The organism is Streptomyces sp. 378 (assembly GCF_030124145.1).
GTDB lineage: Bacteria > Actinomycetota > Actinomycetes > Streptomycetales > Streptomycetaceae > Streptomyces.
The window spans coordinates 160,600-179,964 of the sequence record NZ_JASKMS010000004.1; the positions used below are offsets into that span (position 1 = coordinate 160,600).

The following is a 19,365-nucleotide window of genomic DNA, read 5'->3' on the forward strand; positions in this document are numbered from 1 at the left end:
GGGAGACACGACACCGTGGTCATCGTTTTCGTACTCGTCGCGAGTCTGGTCCTGGCCGTCGTCGTGACGGCCAACTGGTACGTGTGGCGCCGCCTGTTCCGCGACACGACCAGCGGCCCGGGCCTCGTCCGCCGCGCGGGCGCGGTCCTGATCGCCGGCGGCTGGTTCCTGGCGATCACGGCCCTGGTCGCTGAACGCGCGGGCGCCCCCTTCCGGCTCCAGCAGGTCCTCGCCTGGCCGGGCTTCCTGTGGCTGGCCCTGTCGATATACCTGCTGCTGGCGGTGCTGGCGGGGGAACTCGTCCGCCCGCTTCTGCGCCGCTTCCTCGAGCACCGCGCGAGACGCACGAACCAGGAGCGGCGCCCGGCGACCACCGCCGAGCAGCCCACTGACTCCGAGCCCGGCCCGCACGCCCCGGCCGGTGCCACGGCACCCGACTCACCCGCGGGCCGCACTCCCACCGCGAGCCTCTCCCCGGGAGCGGACGGCCCCCAGGGCAACGGCAGCGGCGCCGGGACGCCGGCGGCCGCGCCGCGGGAGCACGCCGGCGACACGCCCACCGCGCCCGCGTCCACCGCACCCGTGCCCGCCGCGCCCGTCTCGCAGGCGGGCGGTTCCGGTGGAGCGGCAGCCCCCGGGACGGCGCCCACGACCGCCTCGCGGACGGGCGATTCCGGTGGAGTGCCTGTCTCGGGGACGGCGCCCGCGCCCGCTTCGCAGCCCGGCCGTGCCCGTTGCGCGACCGCCGTCCACCCGCAGGGCGACCCCGCGGCGGACACTCCCGAGGCCTCCCCGCAGCCGTCCCCTGCCGCCCCTCCCTCGCCCTCCCGGCGGCTCTTCGTCTCGCGGGTCGTCGCCGGGGCCGCCGCGGCCGCCGCCGTCGGGACCGTGGGGTACGGGACGTACGGCGTGCTGCGCGGGCCGAAGGTCAAGCGGGTCACCGTGCCCCTCGCCAAGCTGCCGCGCGCCGCGCACGGATACCGGATCGCCGTGGTCAGTGACGTGCACCTCGGCCCGGTCCTGGGACGCGGTTTCGCGCAGAAGGTCGTCGACACGATCAACGCGGCCCAGCCCGACCTGATCGCGGTCGTCGGCGACCTGGTCGACGGCAGTGTGAAGGACCTGGGACCCGCTGCGGCCCCGCTCGCCCAGCTGAGGGCCCGTCACGGGTCCTACTTCGTCACCGGCAACCACGAGTACTTCTCCGGCGCGGAGCAGTGGCTCGAGGAGATCCGCCGCCTGGGCATCGCCCCCCTGGAGAACGCCCGCCGGGAGATGCCGTACTTCGACCTGGCCGGAGTCAACGACGTCGCGGGTGAGGACGAGGGGCAGGGCCCGGACTTCGCGAAGGCGCTCGGCGACCGGGACACCGCCCGCGCCTGCGTGCTGCTCGCCCACCAGCCCGTCCAGATCCACGACGCCGTCGAGCACGGTGTCGACCTCCAGCTCTCCGGCCACACCCACGGCGGCCAGCTCTGGCCCGGCAACATCGTCGCCTCCGGCGCGAACCCCACCCTCGCGGGCCTGGAGCGCTACGGCGACACCCAGCTCTACGTCTCGCGCGGTGCCGGCGCCTGGGGCCCACCCACCCGGGTGGGGGCACCGTCGGACATCACCGTGATCGAGCTCGCGTCGAAGCAGGCCTGAGCGAGGAGTACGTCGTCACGACCGAGGACGTCGGCGGCGGCCAGTACCTGTCGGACGGCACGGGTGTGTTCCGCTTGTGGAGCCTCACCACGCTCTGAACCCGCTGAACCTCCGAGTCCTCTGAACCCGCTGAACCCTCCGAACCCTTGACGGCCTGGGGCCGGTCGCCGGTCAGGGGTCGGAGCGCCGCCGGGCCGCCGGATCCGGGATGGCGTGCGTCATCCCCGGCAGGAAGTCCGTGAACAGCTCGTGCACCTCGCGCACGAGCGGCCGTAGCACCCGGAAGCGGGCCAGGGCCACGCCCCGCGCGGTGAGCCGGGCACCGCGTTCGGCGAGCCGGTAGCTGCGCTCGCGGCCCTCGGTCCGGTCGAAGATCCAGTACAGGCACAGTCCCATCTGGGACAGCCACATCAACTCGGGCAGGATGTCCCGCAGTTCCTCGGGCACCTTGGTCTTCGTCGCCCCGGCCAGCACGTCCCGGTGGACGCTGATGGCCTCCTCGCGCGCGTGCTCCGACTCCGGGGAGAAGGGGCTGAGCGGGCTGTCGGGGTCGGCGGCGTTCTTGAAGAACTGCACCGCGAACTCGTGGTAGGGCGCGGCGATGTCCAGCCAGGCCCGCAGCACTCCCGCGAGCCGGGTCTCCAGGTCGGTCTCCCGGTCCAGGATCTCCCGGACCGCCACCTGGTGCTCGGCGGCGATCCGGTCGTAGAAGCCCTGGATCAGGTGCTCCTTGCCCGCGAAGTAGTAGTAGGCGTTGCCTACGGAGACCCCGGCCTCCGTGGCGATGGCCCGCATCGTGGTCTTGTCGTAGCCACGCTCCTGGAACAGCCGCATGGCCGTCTCCAGGATCAGGGCGCGGGTCTGCTCGGACTTGGTGGGGGTGGCGCCGTCGTCGGGGCCGTCGTTCTTCGCGGGCACGGGAAGAGAGCCTAACGTCAGCACCCGTGCGGTCACCGAGGGGCGCAGGCGCCGTCGGCGCAGCCCGGGGCGGTGTAGCTCCAGCCGCTGTCCGGGGCGTACGACCACCCGTCCGCCCGCCGGTACACCCGGCCGCCCCACTGCGTCCCGCCGCGCTGCCCCCGAGGCCACCGCGCCCCGCGCCACTTGGCGGCGGCGAGGACCGCGCCCCTGGCGAGCAGAGCGCCGGACGGGGTGCTCAGCCGGTGGGCCAGCGGCCGGTGTTCGCGCAGCGCCCACAGGGTCACCACCCAGGCGGCGGGGCCCTGGTAGACCTGTCCGGCGTCACCGACGACGGTGATCTCGTCGAGGGTGGCGCCGTGGTCGAGGCCGGGAAAGCGTCGCCGGGCCTCCTCGGAGGCGGCCGGGACCAGCTCCAGCGGCACCAGGTGGGACTGCCGCAGGAGCCAGTCGCGCAGGAACGCGCACAGGGAGCACTCGGCGTCGTACAGGACGGTGAGCCGACGGAGCGGTGCGGGTGTGTTCATGCCGGTCGTGCCGGTGCCGGTGGCGTTCACGGGGGCCTCCGCTCAGGCCCGCGCCGACGGGGCGACCCAGCCCTGCGGCGGCACCGGCGGCACCTGCTCGCGCTCCATGGCCCCCCGGCGCCGGATCCGGTTCAGCACGTAGACGTTGGCCAGGTGCATCACACCGAGCACCAGTAGCACCACGCCGAGCTTCGTCGACAGGGCCTCGAAGATGCCGCGGGCGTCGGTGATGGTCCCGTCACCGCTCAGGTACAGGGCGACGAACCCGAGGTTGACGAGGTAGAAGCCGACCACCAGGAGGTGGTTGACGGCATCGGCGAGCTTCTCGTTGCCGTGCAGCACGTCGGCCAGGAAGACCTTGCCGTTCCGGCTGAGCGTGCGGGCCACCCAGACGGTCAGGCCGATGCTGACCAGCAGGTAGATGACGTAGGCGACGACCGTGCGGTCCATTGCCCCACCCTTCTTGAACACGTTCAAAATGCTGTCGAGGATGACTCTAGACCTATTTTTGAACGTGTTCAACGTCTATGAAGGTTCTGTGGATCAGAGCGAAGATCAGATCTTGGCTGAGGAGCTTGCCGCCCTAGGCGCGTCGAGCGGGGGGAGCGGTCACGTGGTCCGCCTTGTGGCCAGGCTGATGAGGAAGAACGTCCATGAGATCGATCTCCTCGTCCCCTTGCCGTTCGACGATGTGCTGCGACGCGTCACCAGCGTGCTCGGGAAGGCGGGCCACGCGGTCGCGACCGTGCCGGTCGACTCCAGGGAGGACGAGGAGACGATCCGCGTCGTCACCGGCGGCGGTGCGGGCGGTCTGAATCCCGTAGTGGTGACCGCCCGAGTGCTGAAGGCCGATGAGGTCAGCACGGAGGTCTGGCTTCGTGCAGCTGCCAAAGAGGGTCTGATCAGGCAACGAGCCGGGGAGAAGACCGCAGTCCGTTTCGCCGCCCTGCTGAGCGAGGCGACCGGAGCGGACAGAGCGGGCGGGTGAGGGGCGGGCGCGGCAGCACAGCGGCTGCCTACAGCGAGACCTTCCGCTCCTCGGCCTTGAGACCACGGAGTGTCCAAAGCCCGTACAGAGCCAGCAGCGGTTTACCGATCACCCACTCGCCAGGACGGTAGTCATCCGCCCGTACGAGCCTCTCAGCAAGATCAGGGCGCTGCCGCCGCAGGTACGCACGGGCCTTGAGGGCGTGCGCTGGTTGGGAGGCGATCCTGATGCGATCGACATCCTCAAGCAGCGGGATCACGTTCGTGATGTTCTCCGATGTCGTCGCGCTCCGGTCCTCGAGAAGCACCGCGCCGTCGAACCCAGCACCGACTTCGCGTAGTCAGCCATCAGCTGGGCTTCCGCGGCGTAGCTGCCGCCTGGGTCTGGCGAGTTCCGAGCCTCGCGGATCAGTCGGCTGTTTTCGGCTGGCCGGCCTTGAGGATCTCGGCCACGTCGAGGGTCACCTTGGCGCCGATGGAGTCGGGGAGGGTGACGAGCTCGCCGGGGGCGTGCGGGCGGTGGTTCTCGTAGGCGCTTCCGACCGGGTTGGTCAGGACGTGAAGGCGTTGGTGCTTGCGGTCGACGATGACGTGGACGGGCACCTTGGCCTCGGCGTAGGCGCCGACCTTGGTCTTGAGGTCGTCCTTCCAGTTCCCGGACGTGACTTCCAGAACGAGGCGGAAGCAGACCGGGTCGTAGGCGTTGTTCTCGACGAAGTGGTCGTCGATATCGGCATCCACCACCGCGAGGTCCGGGATGGCGTAGTCCTCGGCGCCGGTGGGGAGCCAGAGACCGACGTTCTGGAGGACCTCGGTTTCGCCGTCGTGCAGTCCGGCGGCGATGAACGGAATCATGAGGCCGGTCAGGGCACGGGCGTGGGGAGCATCCGGTGACGGGGCCACGAGGAGATGGCCTCCGATGATCTCGACGCGGTAGCCCGGATGGCGCTCCATGATCTCGTCGGCGATGGTCGTGAGGGTGACCGGCTCTTCGTCGTGGAAGGGCTGCTCGACGGAAGCTGCGGACATCAGGTGCCTCCTGGGAACTGGTGTCGAGAGCATCATCGTAGGCCGGGCGCCGCTCGTAGGGCCGGTTGAGTCGCGTTCACCCGATGGTGTGGCATATGCCAAAGGGCCCCGTCTCCAGCGGAAACAGGGCCCTCGAGCGCAGGCGGTCGACCTCAGTAGCGGCGCGTGATCAGCGCACGCTTCACTTCCGCGATCGCCTTCGTGACCTCGATGCCGCGCGGGCAGGCGTCCGTGCAGTTGAAGGTCGTGCGGCAGCGCCAGACGCCGTCGCGGTCGTTGAGGATCTCCAGGCGCTGCTCGCCGGCCTCGTCACGCGAGTCGAAGATGAAGCGGTGCGCGTTGACGATGGCGGCCGGGCCGAAGTACTGGCCGTCGTTCCAGAAGACCGGGCACGACGTGGTGCAGGCCGCGCAGAGGATGCACTTCGTGGTGTCGTCGAAGCGCTCGCGGTCCTCGGCCGTCTGGAAACGCTCACGCGTCGGCTCGTTCGTGTCCTTCGTGATGAGGAAGGGCATGACGTCGCGGTACGCCTGGAAGAACGGCTCCATGTCGACCACGAGGTCCTTCAGGACCGTGAGGCCCTTTATGGCCTCGACCGTGATCGGCTTCTCGGGATTGATGTCCTTGATCAGCGTCTTGCAGGCCAGACGGTTCTTGCCGTTGATCCGCATGGCGTCCGAGCCGCAGATGCCGTGCGCGCAGGAGCGGCGGAACGTCAGCGAACCGTCGAGCTCCCACTTGATCTTGTGGAGGGCGTCGAGGACGCGCTCCTTGGGGTCGATCTCGACCTGGAAGTCCTCCCAGGTGGCGTCCGCCGCGACCTCCGGGTTGAAGCGGCGGACGCGGAACGTGACCGTGATGTAGGGGGAGTCGGCGAAACCGGGCTCGGGCTTGCCGGCCGCGTCTTCCTTGTCCAGAACAGGGGTAGCCATCAGTACTTACGCTCCATCGGCTGGTAGCGGGTCTGGACGACCGGCTTGTAGTCGAGACGGACGGTTTCGGAACCGTCGGCGCCGACCTCGCGGTACGCCATGGTGTGCCGCATGAAGTTGACGTCGTCGCGGTTCGGGTAGTCCTCGCGGTAGTGACCGCCGCGGGACTCCTTGCGGGCGAGCGCGGAGACGGCCATGACCTCGGCCAGGTCGAGCAGGTTGCCCAGCTCGACGGCCTCCAGCAGGTCCGTGTTGAACCGCTTGCCCTTGTCCTGGATCGACACGTTCCGGTAGCGCTCGCGCAGCTCCGCGATCTTCTCGACCGCCGTCTTGATCGTCTGCTCGGTGCGGAACACCATGACGTTGGCGTCCATGGTCTCCTGCAGCTCGCGCCGCAGCTCCGCCACCCGCTCGGTGCCGGTGGAGTCGCGCAGCCGCTCCACCTGGGAGAGCACGAGCTCCGCCGGGTTCTCCGGCAGCTCGACGAAGTCCGCCTTCTGCGCGTACTCCGCGGCGGCGATGCCCGCGCGCTTGCCGAAGACGTTGATGTCCAGCAGCGAGTTGGTGCCGAGGCGGTTGGCGCCGTGCACGGACACGCAGGCGACCTCGCCGGCCGCGTACAGGCCCGGGACGACCGTGGTGTTGTCCGCCAGGACCTCACCCTCGACGTTGGTCGGGATGCCGCCCATGGCGTAGTGCGCGGTGGGCTGGATCGGGATCGGGTCCGTGTAGGGCTCGATGCCGAGGTAGGTGCGGGCGAATTCCGTGATGTCGGGAAGCTTCGCGTCCAGCTGCTCCGGCGGGAGGTGGGTGAGGTCGAGGTAGACGTGGTCGCCCTCGGGACCGCAGCCGCGGCCCTCACGGATCTCCGTGTAGATGGAGCGGGACACGACGTCACGCGACGCCAGGTCCTTCATCACCGGCGCGTACTTCTCCATGAAGCGCTCGCCGTCCTTGTTGCGGAGGATGCCGCCCTCACCGCGGGCGCCCTCCGTCAGCAGGATGCCCATGCGCCAGATGCCGGTCGGGTGGAACTGGAAGAACTCCATGTCCTCCAGCGGCAGACCGCGACGGTAGACCGCCGCCTGGCCGTCACCGGTCAGCGTGTGCGCGTTCGACGTCACCTTGAAGAACTTGCCGCAGCCGCCGGACGCGTAGACCACGGACTTCGCCTGGAAGACGTGGATCTCACCGGTCGCCAGCTCGTACGCCACGACACCGGCCGACTTCTTGACGCCGTCGACCTCGGTGATCAGCTGGTCCAGGACGTAGAACTCGTTGTAGAACTCCACGCCCTCCTTGACGCAGTTCTGGTACAGCGTCTGGAGGATCATGTGGCCGGTGCGGTCGGCCGCGTAGCAGGAGCGGCGGACCGGGGCCTCGCCGTGGTTGCGGCTGTGACCGCCGAAGCGGCGCTGGTCGATGGTGCCGTTCGGGGTGCGGTTGAACGGCAGGCCCATCTTCTCCAGGTCGAGGACGGAGTCGATGGCCTCCTTCGCCAGGATCTCGGCGGCGTCCTGATCGACCAGGTAGTCACCGCCCTTGACCGTGTCGAAGGTGTGCCACTCCCAGTTGTCCTCCTCCACGTTGGCGAGCGCGGCGGCCATGCCGCCCTGCGCGGCGCCCGTGTGGGAGCGGGTGGGGTAGAGCTTGGTCAGGACGGCGGTGCGGCTGCGCTTGGTCGACTCGATGGCCGCGCGCATGCCGGCGCCACCGGCGCCGACGATGACGGTGTCGTACTTGTGGATCTTCATGATTCTCGCAGCCCCGTGCCTAGCGGATGTTCGGGTCGAAGGTGAAGATCACCAGCGTGCCCAGCAGGATGGTGAACACCGTGGCGGTGTAGAGCAGGCCCTTGAGCCACAGCCGGGTGTTCGCGCGCTCCGCGTAGTCGTTGATGACCGTGCGCAGGCCGTTGGCGCCGTGCAGCATGGCGAGCCACAGCATCAGCAGGTCCCAGACCTGCCAGAACGGGGACGCCCAGCGGCCCGCCACGAAGGCGAAGCCGATCTTGGAGACGCCGCCGTCCAGCACGAGCTGGATCAGCAGGTGGCCGAGGACGAGCACGACCAGCACGACGCCCGACAGGCGCATGAACAGCCAGGCCGCCAGCTCGAAGTTGCCGCGGGTGCTCTTCGGGCTCTTGCGGGTGCGCCGGCGCGGGGCCTCGATGAGGGGCGCCGGGTTGTCGACGGTGTAGACGGCGCCGCCCTCGACGGGGCCGACGCCGGAGGCGGTCTTCTCAGACGTGGACATTGGCGTCAGCTCCCGAAGAGTTCACGAGCGGCGTGGCCGAGGACGGGGTAGATGGCCCCGAGCATCAGCACGACCCACAGGGCGACGACGGTCCAGAGCATCTGCTTCTGGTAGCGGGCGCCCTTGATCCAGAAGTCGACAGCGATGACGCGCAGACCGTTGAGCGCGTGGAAGAGGATGGCGGCGACGAGGCCGTACTCCAGCAGCGCGACGATCGGCGTCTTGTACGTGGCCACGACGGTGTCGTAGGCCTCCGGGGACACACGGACGAGCGCGGTGTCCAGCACGTGAACGAACAGGAAGAAGAAGATGAGGACGCCGGTGACTCGGTGAGCCACCCAGGACCACATTCCTTCCCGGCCGCGGTACAGCGTTCCAGCCGGCACGGAAGTTTCCTCCGGGAGCGGGGATTGGGGCCGCGCCGGCTTGGTGTGTCGGTCGGGCCCGGCCGGGTACGGTCCACCGGCCCCCAGCATCGTAGCGATGCGCTGCCGCTGGGCTGAGCGGGGGTCCCCCGGTGTGATCAAACTGGCACGCAAAGAGGTACGGGTGGGCTAGTGCGGCCAAGGGGGCGGGAGGGGTCTCCGGGACCGCCGGGTGCGGACCGTCAGTGGTCGATCGCGCAGTTCCCCGCGTCCCTGAGGGCATCCAGCAGACGTCCCCGGGCGAGGCGCCGGAGCTCCTCCACCGCCACCACCCGCTCTTCCTCCGGATCGTTGGTCAATCGTGACCGGATGGCCGCGAGGAGGCGGTCCAGGGTCTCGGAGGGGGACAAACCGTCCAGGCAGATGACGAACACGTGTCCGAAGCGGGCCTCGTAGGCGGCGTGGGCCGCGCTCAGGGCCGTGTGGGCCGCGGAGTAGGCGTCCGGCGGCAGGGTGGGCAGCGGCTCGGCCGCCAATGCCTCCGCGAGCTCGGACCAGGTCAGGTCGTAGGCCGCCTCGTCCGCGGCGGCCAGCAGGGAGTCCAGGTCCGGGTAGGGGCGGTGCTCCGCGACACGCCGGGCCCAGCGGTGGCTGCGCAGGCAGGAGAGGAGGGCCTGCTCCAGGTCCTCCTCGGAGGCCGCGTTGAAATGCTCCACCGGTATGGCGAGCCGACCGGGGAGATCTGGGAGACGGTGCGCAGGCAGCGTGGGTCCTCGTGGGCGTCACGTGTGTCGGCAGGGCAAGCTGTGAGAGATGTGACGTCACGCTATCGAGTACGACCATGACGTGTCCGAAGGATGCCTGAATTTCACCCGGGGGAGAGAGATTCGGACGCGTGGTGGACGCGCGCCATCGAGCCCCGGGTTTTAGGTTGGCCGTGTGAGTCAGCACAGGCGCCGGGCTTCGGCGAAGCAGGAGAGCAAGCGGCAGGTGCTGGTCGTGGCCATGGCGGTAGCCCTGGTCGTGGTCGCGGCCGGGGTGAGTCTCGGGCTCTGGGCGGCCTCGGGCGGTGCCGGAGGGTCCACGGGCCAGGAGGCCGGGCCCTCGCGGGGGGCCACCGCGGCGGCGCCCCCGGACAGAGCGCCGGAGGCGAGCCCGACCCCCGGCCCGACCCGCTCCTACCCCCTGTCCGAGGCGCCCCGCACCATCCCCGCCGTGCGCGAACACGAGCCGGCGCGCGGCCCGGGCTGGCGTCCCGAGAAGGGCAACCGCGTGGTCGTGGACGACCCGGCGCTGGCCGACGAGGGGCGGCTGGTCGCCGGCGAGCTGGGGATGGCGTACGCGGGTGAGAAGGACGACCGGCGGGCCGGGGACCTGAGGCTGGCGCTCAACAAGGACAAGGGCGCGAACCCCGAGTCGTACGTGATGACCGTGCGCGACGGGCGGGTGGAGATCAACGGGCCGTCCGACACCGGGGTCTTCTACGGCACCCGCACGCTCAAGCAGGAGACGCGCGACGACGGCACGGCCCCCGAGGGCGTCGTGAAGGACGAGCCGGCCAAGGCTCAGCGCGGGTTCATGCTGGACATCGCGCGCAAGTACTTCACGGCCGGCTGGATCGAGGACCGGATCCGGGAACTGGGCGACCTGAAGTTCAACCAGCTGGGACTGCACTTCTCCGACGACCAGGGGTTCCGGATCGAGTCCACCTCGCACCCCGAGATCGTGTCGCAGCAGCACCTGACCAAGGCGCAGGTACGGAAGATCATCGACCTCGCGCAGAGCCGCCACATCACGATCGTGCCCGAGATCGACTCGCCCGGACACCTCGGCGCGGTCCTCGACGCCCACCCCGACCTGCAACTGCGCAGCGCGCAGGGGTCGCCGGTGCGGGGCGCCATCGACATCTCCAAGGCCGAGAGCGCCGACCTCGTCGACGACCTGCTGAACGAGTACGCGGACCTCTTCCCCGGCGGGCCCTGGCACCTCGGCGGCGACGAGTACCAGGCGCTGACCCGGTCGAACCCGGAGGCCTCGTTCCCGCAGCTGGCCGCCGCGGCCCGGGAGAGGTACGGCTCCGGCGCGACGGTCGCCGACCTCGCCACCGGCTGGCTGAACGACCGGGCCGACACCGTCCGGGCGCATCAGCGCGTCCCGCGCGCGTGGAACGACGGCTTCTTCCGCGGCACCTCCGTCCAGGCCGCCGAGGACATCCGGGTCGCGTACTGGACCGGCAAGGAGATCGGCGCCCGGGCGCCCCTGGAGTACCTCCAGGCGGGCCGCGAGGTGATCAACTACAACGACGAGTTCCTGTACTACGTGCTCGGTGAGCCGCAGACCTTCGTCTATCCGACGGGGCAGCGGATCTACGAGCAGTGGACGCCGCGGGTGCTGCGCGGCACCGCGGCCGTGCCGGCGCGTTACGACGGCCAGATCCTCGGCGGGTCCTTCGCGGTGTGGTGCGACCTCGCCGACTCCCAGACGCAGGAGCAGGTGGCGGCCGGGATCCGGATGCCGCTGCGGGCGACCGTCCAGAAGCTGTGGGACCCGGACAAACCCGAACTGTCCTGGGCGGAGTTCCGGACGCTGGCGGACAGGCTCGGCTGACCCGGCACGAATTGCCCCATACGGCTGCGAACTCCCGTACGACTGTGGTGGTGTTCTGACCGCAGCAGGAATCGAATATGCCGGGGGGAACCGGAACATGGGCTACTGGGGATACTTCGTCGTGGGCCGGGGGGAGCGGCCGCTGCCGGAGCTGGACGCGCTGGCGGGGGCCGCGGAGGGGCTCGTACGGCACACCTCGGCGCCGGGCGGCTGGCAGGTGTGGGAGTACCCGAGCGGCGACGGCGACATCGGGAACATGAACGCCCTCGCCCGGGAGACCGGGGCGCCCGCGCTCTTCGGGTACGTCATGAACAGCGAGTGCGTGGTGCTGGAGGCCGCGGCTCCCGAGAGCGGGACGTGGACCACCTGCCTCGCGCGCTCCGCCATGGCCGGGTACCTGGGGGCGGACCGCGAGGGCCTCATGCTGGAGGACTACTTCCTGGAACCCGGCGACGCCGCCGAGCGTGCCGTGCGCTGGGCCGCCGAGGCGGGGTGTGAGGTGAACGCCGAGTCGCTGCTGGACGTACTCACGACAGACCCCGATCCTTCCCCACTCTCGGCTTCGCTCGAGCGGGGGGACCCCCAGGCCGAAAACCTGCTGTTCCGCTTCCTCGACAGGCTGGGTGTGGTGCCCCTGTGACACTCCGGGGCCGTTGCACGCAGTAAGGGGAAGTGCGGGTTCCGTGAGGGGTGAAGGCCGGTAGCGGCCTGATCGGGCCCCCGGGTCGGCCCGCGGAGGGAGACGTGGATGAGCCTGGTGGAGTTGATCGCTCAGGCCGACGAACGCGGGCTGGCCGCGAGCGGGCTGGCTTGTTTGGACCGGTGCGTGCCCCTGCTGGGCGGCGACGACGAGATCCTGCGGCCGGTGTGGGCGAGCCTCGGTGACGGCGCGGACCCCGGTGAGTGGGGTGAGCGGCTGGAGCAGGTGCGGGCGAAGCTGGACGCCGTCGGCGACGGGGACGAGGCGGTCGTGCTCGCCCACCGGATGCTGCGGGCCGCTCCCGCCGAGCGGTCCGCAGCCGCGGTGCGTGTGTGGGCCGACGCCTGCTCCGTCGCCGCCCTGCAGATCCACCGGCTCCTGGACACCGCCGAGGACGAGGCCTCATCCGTCGACTCCCGCCGCGAGGGCCGGACGGAGGGCATGTCGCCCCTCGTCGCCGCCGAGCTGCGCCGCCAGATCACCGTGCTGGAGGTCCTGGCCGGACACGGTCCGGCCGGTCTGCGTCGGGCGCTGGAGGTGTCGGTCGAGGGGCGCCGGGTGCTGCGCGCGGTGGTGTCCCGCCGGAGCCGCCGGCGGGGCTGGCGGTCCCCACCGGCCTAAACCCGCTTCCTGGAAGAGTCCTGTGACTGTCCCTTGAGCAAGGTGGGGCGGTCCTGCGCCGCTTCGGGGGAGCCGCCGGTTCCGGGTGACGAAACGCTTCGCCGCAGCGCTTTCCGGGATGTGACGACTCAAGCGGAGACCAGGCCGTCGGCGGCTGCCAAGCCGCGGCGGTGGGCGGCGGACACGGTGGCGACGATGCGCGGGGGAGCACGGCTGCGCCTCGACTACTCGGAGCAGAGCCTGTGGAGCATCGACCGGATGATCGAGGGGATACGGCGGGAAGGAGCGCCCGACGCCGCCGTCCAGGAGGTGCTGCGCGGCTTCGGGGCCTACGCCGGTGAGGTGATGGCGCGTCAGACGGGCGCCGAGTGGTGGGCGACCGGCGGAGACCACTGGATCCGCACCCCCGACGGGCGCCTGTGGGACCCCATCGAGGAGGCCCGCCGCTGCTACGCGGGCCATGGATCGCTCCGGCTGCTGTGCCGGGACGCGGGGAGGGCCGCGCCCCGGCGTTAGCGTCAGTGCGCGAGCACGTCCTCGTCCTCGTCCTCGTCCTCGTCCTCGTCCTCGTCTTCGTCCACGCCCTCGTCCCGGAGTCCCGGTGGCTCCGGGGCGGTCTCGGCGGGCTTGGCGGCGTTCGCGGCCAGGGTGCGGATCTCGGGCAGGTCGTCGTAGAGGTACTGCCCGGGGCACGCGGTCGGGTAGCCGTCGCGGTGGCCGGAGATGCGGGAGAACGTTACTTTCTGCCCCAGTTTGTACTTACCGTTGTCGGCACCGGAGGTCAGCACGACCGTCCCGGCCGGGTCGTGGCCGTAGAGGCCGAGTTTCCAGGCCGCGACCTTCGCGACCGACTCGCGCACGACGGCGCCGGTGACGGCCGTGGAGTATTCGCCGAGCACCGAGACGCTGCTGGTGGCGGTGTTGAACCCGAAGGTGTGCGCGCCGAGGACGGGCTTGTCGATGCCGCCCGCACGGCCCTCGAACACGGTGCCGCACTTGTCGACGAGGAAGTGGTAGCCGATGTCGTTCCAGCCGTTGCTCATCACGTGGTAGAGGAAGACGCCGCGCACGATCGACGCCGACTCGGAGCACGTGTAGTCGTTGGTGCCCGCCGTGTGGTGGACGAACATCGCCTGGGTGTCACCGGTGTAGGTGGGCGGGTCCTTGACCAGGGACTCGTCGGCGCCCCAGGAGGAGCGCGAGGTCACGACGGGCCGCTCGGCGGCGAGCGGCCCGGCGGCCGGCCCGACCTCCTCCGGCCCGACGACCGAGGTGTGCACGGTGCCCGACCCGGCCTCGGGGTCGACCAGTTCGACGCGCAGCCCCGCCGGCAGGCGCGAGCCCGAGACCCGCACCTGGACGCCGTCCGAGGGCCCGGTCCACAGCGGCTGGGTGCTGCCGCGCACCCCGGCCCGGTCACGGTCGGGGCCGGCCTCGGGCGTCCGGACGTCGGTCTCCAGGGGGCGCCACGTGCTCCAGGCGCCGCTCTCGCGCGTGCGGGTGCGCACGTAGGCGGTGCCGTCCAGGGCCTCGTGCGGGTCGTCCCAGGTGATGCCGAGCAGGCTGAACGGCTCGGTGGTGCGCGGGGCGAGGGACTGCTCGTGCGGGTCGCCGTCCGGCACGCGGAGCGTGTGCACACCGTCCGAGGAGGAGGCCCGGGCGGGCTGGTTCAGGCCGAGGGCACCGAGGGCCAGGACGGTGGCGACGGCGGTGCGCAGGAGGCGGGGTGTCATACGGCACTCGCCTTTCGTGGGCGGTTGCATCGCGAGCAGAGCTCCCCGGTGGCGAACTCGGCCGAAACCTCCGCGGCGCCGGGCTCCCGAGGACGGCGGGCCGGGTTGACCCGAACGGTCGTGGGCCCCCCGCATCCGGCGCGCTGTGACACTTCCGCGCGGACCGGCGCTGATCACCGTGGGAGGGCGCGCACTCGGCACGGACGAGGACGGTACTTGGGTCAGGGAGCGGAACCCCGGCGCGGGCAGGCGTACGACGGGGAACTGGGCGCGGCCGTCGCGCGGGCCCAGCAGGGTGACGAGGCGGCCTTCGCGGTCGCCTACCGGTTCGTGCAGCCCGGTCTGCTCGGCTATCTGCGCGGTCTGGTCGGGGACGACGCGGAGGACGTGGCGTCCGACGCCTGGCTGGAGATCGCCCGGGACCTCGGCCGGTTCCGGGGCGACGGGGCCGGCTTCCGGGGCTGGACGGCGACCATCGCCCGGCACCGGGCGCTGGACCACCTGCGCCGGCAGCGGGTACGGCCCCGGTCGTCCGCGCTGGAGCAGGACGTCCTGGAACTGCCCGGGCCGCAGAGCACGCACGACCAGGCGCTGGAGGCCCTGTCCACCGAGCGCGCCCTGGAGCTGGTCCGTGGGCTGCCGCGCGACCAGGCCGAGGCCGTGCTGCTGCGTGTCGTGGTCGGCCTCGACGGCCCGGCCGCCGCGCGGGTCCTGGGCAAGCGGCCGGGCGCGGTCCGTACGGCCGCCCACCGGGGCCTGAAACGCCTCGCCGGGCAGCTGGGCGCGGAGAGTGTGACGGATGAAGCCCCCCGGACGCTGGGTGAGTCGACATGAGCGGAACCGGCGGTTTCGCTCACGGTCCGGGCGGGTCGCGCGGACTTGGCGCCCTGAACAGGGCCGACCGGCGGGACGTACTGGTGGGACCCGGCGGCCCGGGCGGCCCCACCGGGGCGGACGGATCGATCGAATCGAGCAGGGACGGATACGGACATGGGTGAACGGCAGAGCGGCGGCGGGCTGTCCGGCCGTGGTTCCCGTCACGCCCTCCTGGACTCCGACGTCGAGGCGCTGCTCATCGCCTCCCTCGTCAGGGACGGTGTCGACGCCGAGGCCGAGCAGCGGGCCGTGGCCGCCTTCCGGGCCGCCCGGGACGCCGAGGGCCTGCGCACCCGCGGCCACCGCCGGGACGACTGGCGGGCCGGGGAGCGGCGGCACCTGGGCCGGTCCCTGAAGACCACGCTCTCCGTCCTGGTCGCCAGTCTCACGCTGGGCGGTGTCGCCGTGGCGGCGATCGGCGTGGCGGGGTCGCCGGAGGAGGGCACCACGGACGCCCCCGACCGCAAGCCCGCCCCGAGCAGCGCCCCGCACGACCCGGCCGGGAAGCCTCCCCCCGGCGGTCACAGCCCCGGCACCGGCAGCGGCTCGGCCCCGGCCCACCCCGGCCGGCCGTCCCCCGCGCAGGACACCGAGGCCCACTGCCGCGCCTATGAGCGGGCCGGGGGGCGCGGCGAGGCCATGGAAGCGACGGCCTGGCAGCGTCTGGCGACCGCCGCGGGCGGTGAGAGGAACGTCACGGCGTACTGCGCCGGACAACTGGCCGAGCCCAAGAGCGGGAGCGGTGGCTCCGGGAACGGCGACCCCGGCCGCGGCGGCTCTTCCACCGCGGACAAGGGCGGGGCGAACCGGCCGGACAACGCCGGGAGCGGTGAGCCGGGCAACGGAACGGGCAAGAACCGGAGCGACTCCGAGCGCTCCCAGCCCAAGGGCCGTCACCGGTAGGAGATTTCCGCGAGCGCCGGTCGGCACCGCTCAGCGGTGCTGCGGACCCGGCGGTACCCGCCATGGCAACGGCCGGAGCCGCCACCCCCCACAGGAGAGGCCCCGGCCGTCGCGCGGCACGGGCCGCGCGGCGGCCCGTATCCCCTACAGCGCGCGGGGTGCGTTTTCTGTCACACCCCGCCGCGTCACGGCTTAGTTGCATCCCGGGCGGACATGGACGGGGAGTGGTTTCAGGTCGTAACGTGCCATTCGCGCCAACGGCGAAGGCGGCAAGACCACCGCAGCCACCTGCGGTCTTGTAACCGCAACCACCTATTGGGCAACCACGACGGCGAGAACCCGGTCCGCGCGAGCGGCGCCGGTCGAGGCGCAGAAGGGCGCGCGGTGCTGGGGGACGACGCGGAGCTGACCGCAGCGGTGCGCGCGGCACAGGACGGAGAGGAAGACGCGTTCCGGACTGTGTACCGCACCGTGCATCCGCGGCTGCTCGGGTACGTACGGACGTTGGTCGGCGACCCTGACGCCGAGGACGTGACGTCCGAGGCGTGGCTGCAGATAGCCCGCGATCTGGAGCGGTTCACCGGCGACGCGGACCGGTTCCGCGGCTGGGCCGCCCGGATCGCCCGCAACCGCGCGCTGGACCACATACGCATGCGCGGGCGAAGGCCCGCGATCGGCGGGGACGAGACCGAACTGACCGGCCGGCCGGCCGAGTCCGACACCGCCGGCGAGGCCATCGAGGCGCTCGCCACCGACGGCGCGTTCTCCCTGATCTCCCGACTGCCCCAGGACCAGGCCGAGGCGGTCGTGCTGCGCGTGGTGGTGGGGCTCGACGCGAAGACCGCCGCCGAGACGCTCGGCAAGCGCCCGGGCGCGGTCCGTACGGCGGCGCACCGGGGCCTGAAGCGGCTCGCCGAACTGCTCGGCGACGATCCGCAGGCGGATCCGGAATCGGCCGGGGTGCTCGATGCCCTGCCGCCCCAGAGAGAACCGCGCGGCGGTGCCGTGACGTCCGCAGGTGTGACGCGTAGCGTGACGCGGACGCAGAAGGATGTGTGATGGCCGACGAGCAGTACAGGTGGCTGGACCGCGAAACGGCGGAGCGTTTGCTGAGCGGAGAGCCACCGGAAGCTGTCGACGGCGCCCACCGCGGCGAGGCCGAACGGCTCGCCAGGACACTCGGCGCGCTGTCCGTGCCACACCCGCCGACCAGCGAGGAACTCCCCGGTGAGGCAGCCGCGGTAGCCGCTTTCCGCAAGGCCCGCGCCGACGCCGTGACCGCCTCCACCGCCACTCGTGAACAGGCCCCCGCCAGGACCGCCGACGCCGGGCTGGTCCGGATCGGAACCGCGCGCGTCGGCGGTCCGGGTGGCGTCCGGCGCTCCCGCGGGGTCCGTCCGGCCGGCCTGGCGCTGGCCGCCTCACTGGCCGTCGGCACGGTCGGCGGAGTCGCCGTCGTGGCCGGAACCGGAGTCCTGGGAGCACCGTTCGGCGGCGACGAGACCGACCCCGGTGCCTCCGTCTCGGCCGCCACCACTCCTCCCGAGCGCCCCCTGGTCTCACCCTCGCCGACCGACTCCGGGCAGGGCGAGGCGGCTCCCGGCGACGATGCCCCGAACAGCGCCGCGACGGGCGGCGCCGGTGACCCCGGGCGGAACGGGACCCGCGAGGACACCACCGGCAAAGGCGGCGCCGACGCCCGGGAGGACCGCCCCGACAGCCGCGAGGCGATCGCCCAGGCCTGCCGCGACCTGCGCGACGGCAAGCGCCTGGACGACGACCGCAGGCGCGCCCTGCGGGACGCGGCGGGCGGCACGCGCGTGTGGAAGTACTGCAAGGGCGTCCTGTTCATGGCCGATCCCCGCTCCGGCGAGCCGGACGAGAAGGGCACGGGGCAGGGGCAGAGGCAGGGGAAGGGCCACGGCAAGGGCCGGGACGGGGAGCGGGACCGCGGCCAGGACCGCGAGGCGGACAAGGCCGAGCGGAAGGCCGAGCGCAAGGCCGAGCGGAAAGCCGAGCGGAAGGCCGACCGGCAGGCCGGTCGACAGGACGGGGCGAAGAGGACCGACGCCGGCCACAGCCGCACCGGGCACTCCCTCGCACCCCTGCGACCTGCGGTTTCGCACGCTGCGGAAAACTTCTGGCCGAAGGTGTGACGTTTTCGGCCGCCCCGGCGCAGTAATGAGTGAGCCGACTGGTCATCGGCCGTCGCACAGAGCCGGGGTTCCCCCCGTACCTACGGCTCGTGCACCTGAGCGCGGGCGGGACACGTTCCCCCGGTCCCGCCCGCGCCCCTGACTCCCCTCTTCCGCCGTCACCAGGACACGACGACTCTGTCGCCGTCGCGGACCCGCGCGAACAGCTCGGCGATCGCCGCCTCGTCCCGTACGTTGACGCAGCCGTGCGAGGCGCCCGCGTAGCCCCGGGCGGCGAAGTCCGCCGAGAAGTGCACGGCCTGGCCGCCGCTGAAGAACATCGCGTAGGGCATGGGCGAGTCGTAGAGCGTCGAGACGTGGTCGCGGGACTTCCAGTAGACGGAGAAGACGCCCTCCCGGGTCGGCGTGTACTGCGCGCCGAAGCGGACCGCCATCGTCGACACCGTTCGCCCGTCGACCATCCAGCGCAACGTCCGGCTGGTCTTGTCGATGCACAGCACCCGGCCCGTTCGGCAGCGCGGGTCCGGCGGGTCGGCCGGCTGGCCGCCCATCAGATACAGATCCCAGCGGCCCGGCTCCCGCGTCATGCGCAGCAGCCGCCGCCAGGTGACGGCGTCGGCCTTCCCGGTGCGCGGCAGCCCGCGCTTGCCCTGGAAGCCGCTGACCGCCCGCTCCGTCGGCTCGTCGTACGTCCCGGTCGGCCCCTCGAACAGCCAGGCGACCTGCCGCAGCCTGGCCTGGAGTTCCCGGACGTCCCGGCCGGTGTCACCGCGGGACCACAGCACGCGGGGCGGGGCCGGGGCGGCACCGGGCTTGTCGTCGCCGGACGGTGGCGCGGCGCTCGGCCCGCCGCCGTCACGGTCGCCACCGGCCGCCGTGCGGCCCGGGGACGGGGTGCCGGGCAGCTCGATGTGCACCGGCGAGCGGCCCTTGTCCTCGCCGTCGGGGGCCTGCACCGTGCAGCCGGTCAGCACGGCCGCCACGGCGAGTCCCGCTGCGCACGCTCTCTCCATGCCCGTCCTACGCACACGGCCCCCCACTCGTCTCACCGGTCCGCCCGGTTGTCACCTCCAGATGCTTCCCCGGGCGTGACCCGCCGCGAACCAGG

General features: G+C 71.9%; 21 protein-coding genes and 1 pseudogene. 10 read left to right on the forward strand and 12 right to left on the reverse strand.

Annotated elements, in window-relative coordinates; translation table 11 throughout:
- The first annotated feature begins 15 nt into the window (after positions 1–15).
- Positions 16–1,647, forward strand: coding sequence for a metallophosphoesterase (locus tag QNO09_RS07710; RefSeq protein ID WP_283969309.1), 1,632 nt, complete (start codon positions 16–18; stop codon positions 1,645–1,647).
- Positions 1,648–1,818: 171 nt separating this feature from the next.
- Here the strand turns inward: QNO09_RS07710 and QNO09_RS07715 are convergent, their stop codons facing one another.
- From QNO09_RS07715 to QNO09_RS07725, 3 genes are read right to left on the reverse strand one after another with little or no spacing between them, the layout of a single operon-like run.
- Entirely contained in the window at positions 1,819–2,565 is a 747-nt protein-coding gene (locus QNO09_RS07715) for a TetR/AcrR family transcriptional regulator (protein WP_283969310.1), read from the reverse strand.
- A gap of 32 nt (positions 2,566–2,597) precedes the next feature.
- Complete coding sequence (locus QNO09_RS07720; protein ID WP_283969504.1) at positions 2,598–3,092, reverse strand: thiol-disulfide oxidoreductase DCC family protein; 495 nt, start codon at positions 3,090–3,092, stop codon at positions 2,598–2,600.
- 42 nt (positions 3,093–3,134) lie between these two features.
- A complete protein-coding gene (locus tag QNO09_RS07725; RefSeq protein WP_283969311.1) occupies positions 3,135–3,542 on the reverse strand; it encodes a hypothetical protein in 408 nt (135 codons plus the stop codon).
- 13 nt (positions 3,543–3,555) lie between these two features.
- On the opposite strand from QNO09_RS07725, the gene QNO09_RS07730 reads away from it, so the two are divergent.
- Positions 3,556–4,080, forward strand: coding sequence for a hypothetical protein (locus tag QNO09_RS07730; RefSeq protein ID WP_283969312.1), 525 nt, complete (start codon positions 3,556–3,558; stop codon positions 4,078–4,080).
- A 28-nt stretch (positions 4,081–4,108) separates the two neighbouring features.
- Here the strand turns inward: QNO09_RS07730 and QNO09_RS07735 are convergent.
- The 7 genes and pseudogenes from QNO09_RS07735 to QNO09_RS07765 all read right to left on the reverse strand — a co-directional run.
- Positions 4,109–4,455: pseudogene (locus QNO09_RS07735) on the reverse strand (ElyC/SanA/YdcF family protein); the annotation flags it as partial.
- Between the two features lie 32 nt (positions 4,456–4,487).
- Entirely contained in the window at positions 4,488–5,108 is a 621-nt protein-coding gene (locus QNO09_RS07740) for a Uma2 family endonuclease (protein ID WP_283969313.1), read from the reverse strand.
- A gap of 152 nt (positions 5,109–5,260) precedes the next feature.
- Positions 5,261–6,040, reverse strand: a complete 780-nt coding sequence (locus QNO09_RS07745; protein ID WP_062928709.1) for a succinate dehydrogenase iron-sulfur subunit — start codon at positions 6,038–6,040, stop codon at positions 5,261–5,263.
- Positions 6,040–7,794: a succinate dehydrogenase flavoprotein subunit gene (gene sdhA, locus QNO09_RS07750; protein ID WP_283969314.1), complete on the reverse strand. Its 1,755-nt coding sequence runs from the start codon at positions 7,792–7,794 to the stop codon at positions 6,040–6,042. The genes QNO09_RS07745 and sdhA overlap by 1 nt, the downstream gene beginning before the upstream one ends.
- A gap of 19 nt (positions 7,795–7,813) precedes the next feature.
- Positions 7,814–8,296, reverse strand: coding sequence for a succinate dehydrogenase hydrophobic membrane anchor subunit (locus QNO09_RS07755; RefSeq protein ID WP_283969315.1), 483 nt, complete (start codon positions 8,294–8,296; stop codon positions 7,814–7,816).
- Between the two features lie 5 nt (positions 8,297–8,301).
- Complete coding sequence (sdhC, locus tag QNO09_RS07760; protein WP_031107855.1) at positions 8,302–8,682, reverse strand: succinate dehydrogenase, cytochrome b556 subunit; 381 nt, start codon at positions 8,680–8,682, stop codon at positions 8,302–8,304.
- Between the two features lie 221 nt (positions 8,683–8,903).
- Positions 8,904–9,377, reverse strand: coding sequence for a 2-oxo-4-hydroxy-4-carboxy-5-ureidoimidazoline decarboxylase (locus tag QNO09_RS07765; RefSeq protein WP_283969316.1), 474 nt, complete (start codon positions 9,375–9,377; stop codon positions 8,904–8,906).
- 289 nt (positions 9,378–9,666) lie between these two features.
- Here QNO09_RS07765 and QNO09_RS07770 point away from each other — a divergent pair, with 289 nt between their 5' ends.
- The 4 genes from QNO09_RS07770 (at position 9,667) to QNO09_RS07785 (ending at position 13,105) form a co-directional block, all read left to right on the forward strand.
- Positions 9,667–11,268: a beta-N-acetylhexosaminidase gene (locus tag QNO09_RS07770; protein WP_283969505.1), complete on the forward strand. Its 1,602-nt coding sequence runs from the start codon at positions 9,667–9,669 to the stop codon at positions 11,266–11,268.
- Positions 11,269–11,365: 97 nt separating this feature from the next.
- Positions 11,366–11,908, forward strand: coding sequence for a hypothetical protein (locus QNO09_RS07775; RefSeq protein WP_283969317.1), 543 nt, complete (start codon positions 11,366–11,368; stop codon positions 11,906–11,908).
- Between the two features lie 108 nt (positions 11,909–12,016).
- Complete coding sequence (locus QNO09_RS07780; RefSeq protein WP_283969318.1) at positions 12,017–12,589, forward strand: hypothetical protein; 573 nt, start codon at positions 12,017–12,019, stop codon at positions 12,587–12,589.
- Between the two features lie 120 nt (positions 12,590–12,709).
- On the forward strand, positions 12,710–13,105 hold the full coding sequence (locus QNO09_RS07785) for a hypothetical protein (RefSeq protein ID WP_283969319.1): 396 nt from the start codon (positions 12,710–12,712) through the stop codon (positions 13,103–13,105).
- A 2-nt stretch (positions 13,106–13,107) separates the two neighbouring features.
- Here the strand turns inward: QNO09_RS07785 and QNO09_RS07790 are convergent, their stop codons facing one another.
- On the reverse strand, positions 13,108–14,322 hold the full coding sequence (locus tag QNO09_RS07790) for an N-acetylmuramoyl-L-alanine amidase (RefSeq protein ID WP_283969320.1): 1,215 nt from the start codon (positions 14,320–14,322) through the stop codon (positions 13,108–13,110).
- Between the two features lie 216 nt (positions 14,323–14,538).
- Here QNO09_RS07790 and QNO09_RS07795 point away from each other — a divergent pair, with 216 nt between their 5' ends.
- The 4 genes from QNO09_RS07795 to QNO09_RS07810 all read left to right on the forward strand — a co-directional run bounded on the left by QNO09_RS07795 (position 14,539) and on the right by QNO09_RS07810 (position 18,257).
- Positions 14,539–15,156 carry an RNA polymerase sigma factor gene (locus tag QNO09_RS07795; protein WP_283969321.1) on the forward strand — a complete coding sequence of 206 codons (618 nt, stop codon included), beginning with the start codon at positions 14,539–14,541 and terminating at the stop codon, positions 15,154–15,156.
- Between the two features lie 156 nt (positions 15,157–15,312).
- Entirely contained in the window at positions 15,313–16,101 is a 789-nt protein-coding gene (locus QNO09_RS07800) for a hypothetical protein (protein ID WP_283969322.1), read from the forward strand.
- Positions 16,102–16,485: 384 nt separating this feature from the next.
- Positions 16,486–17,160 carry an RNA polymerase sigma factor gene (locus QNO09_RS07805; RefSeq protein ID WP_283969323.1) on the forward strand — a complete coding sequence of 225 codons (675 nt, stop codon included), beginning with the start codon at positions 16,486–16,488 and terminating at the stop codon, positions 17,158–17,160.
- The gene (locus QNO09_RS07810) at positions 17,160–18,257 is read left to right on the forward strand and encodes a hypothetical protein (RefSeq protein ID WP_283969324.1); all 1,098 of its coding nucleotides are present in this window, start codon (positions 17,160–17,162) and stop codon (positions 18,255–18,257) included. The genes QNO09_RS07805 and QNO09_RS07810 overlap by 1 nt, the downstream gene beginning before the upstream one ends.
- Positions 18,258–18,415: 158 nt before the next feature.
- Here QNO09_RS07810 and QNO09_RS07815 read toward each other — a convergent pair whose 3' ends face one another.
- Positions 18,416–19,270 (reverse strand): L,D-transpeptidase family protein, encoded by an 855-nt coding sequence (locus tag QNO09_RS07815; protein ID WP_283969325.1) that lies wholly within the window; start codon positions 19,268–19,270, stop codon positions 18,416–18,418.
- Positions 19,271–19,365 lie beyond the last annotated feature (95 nt).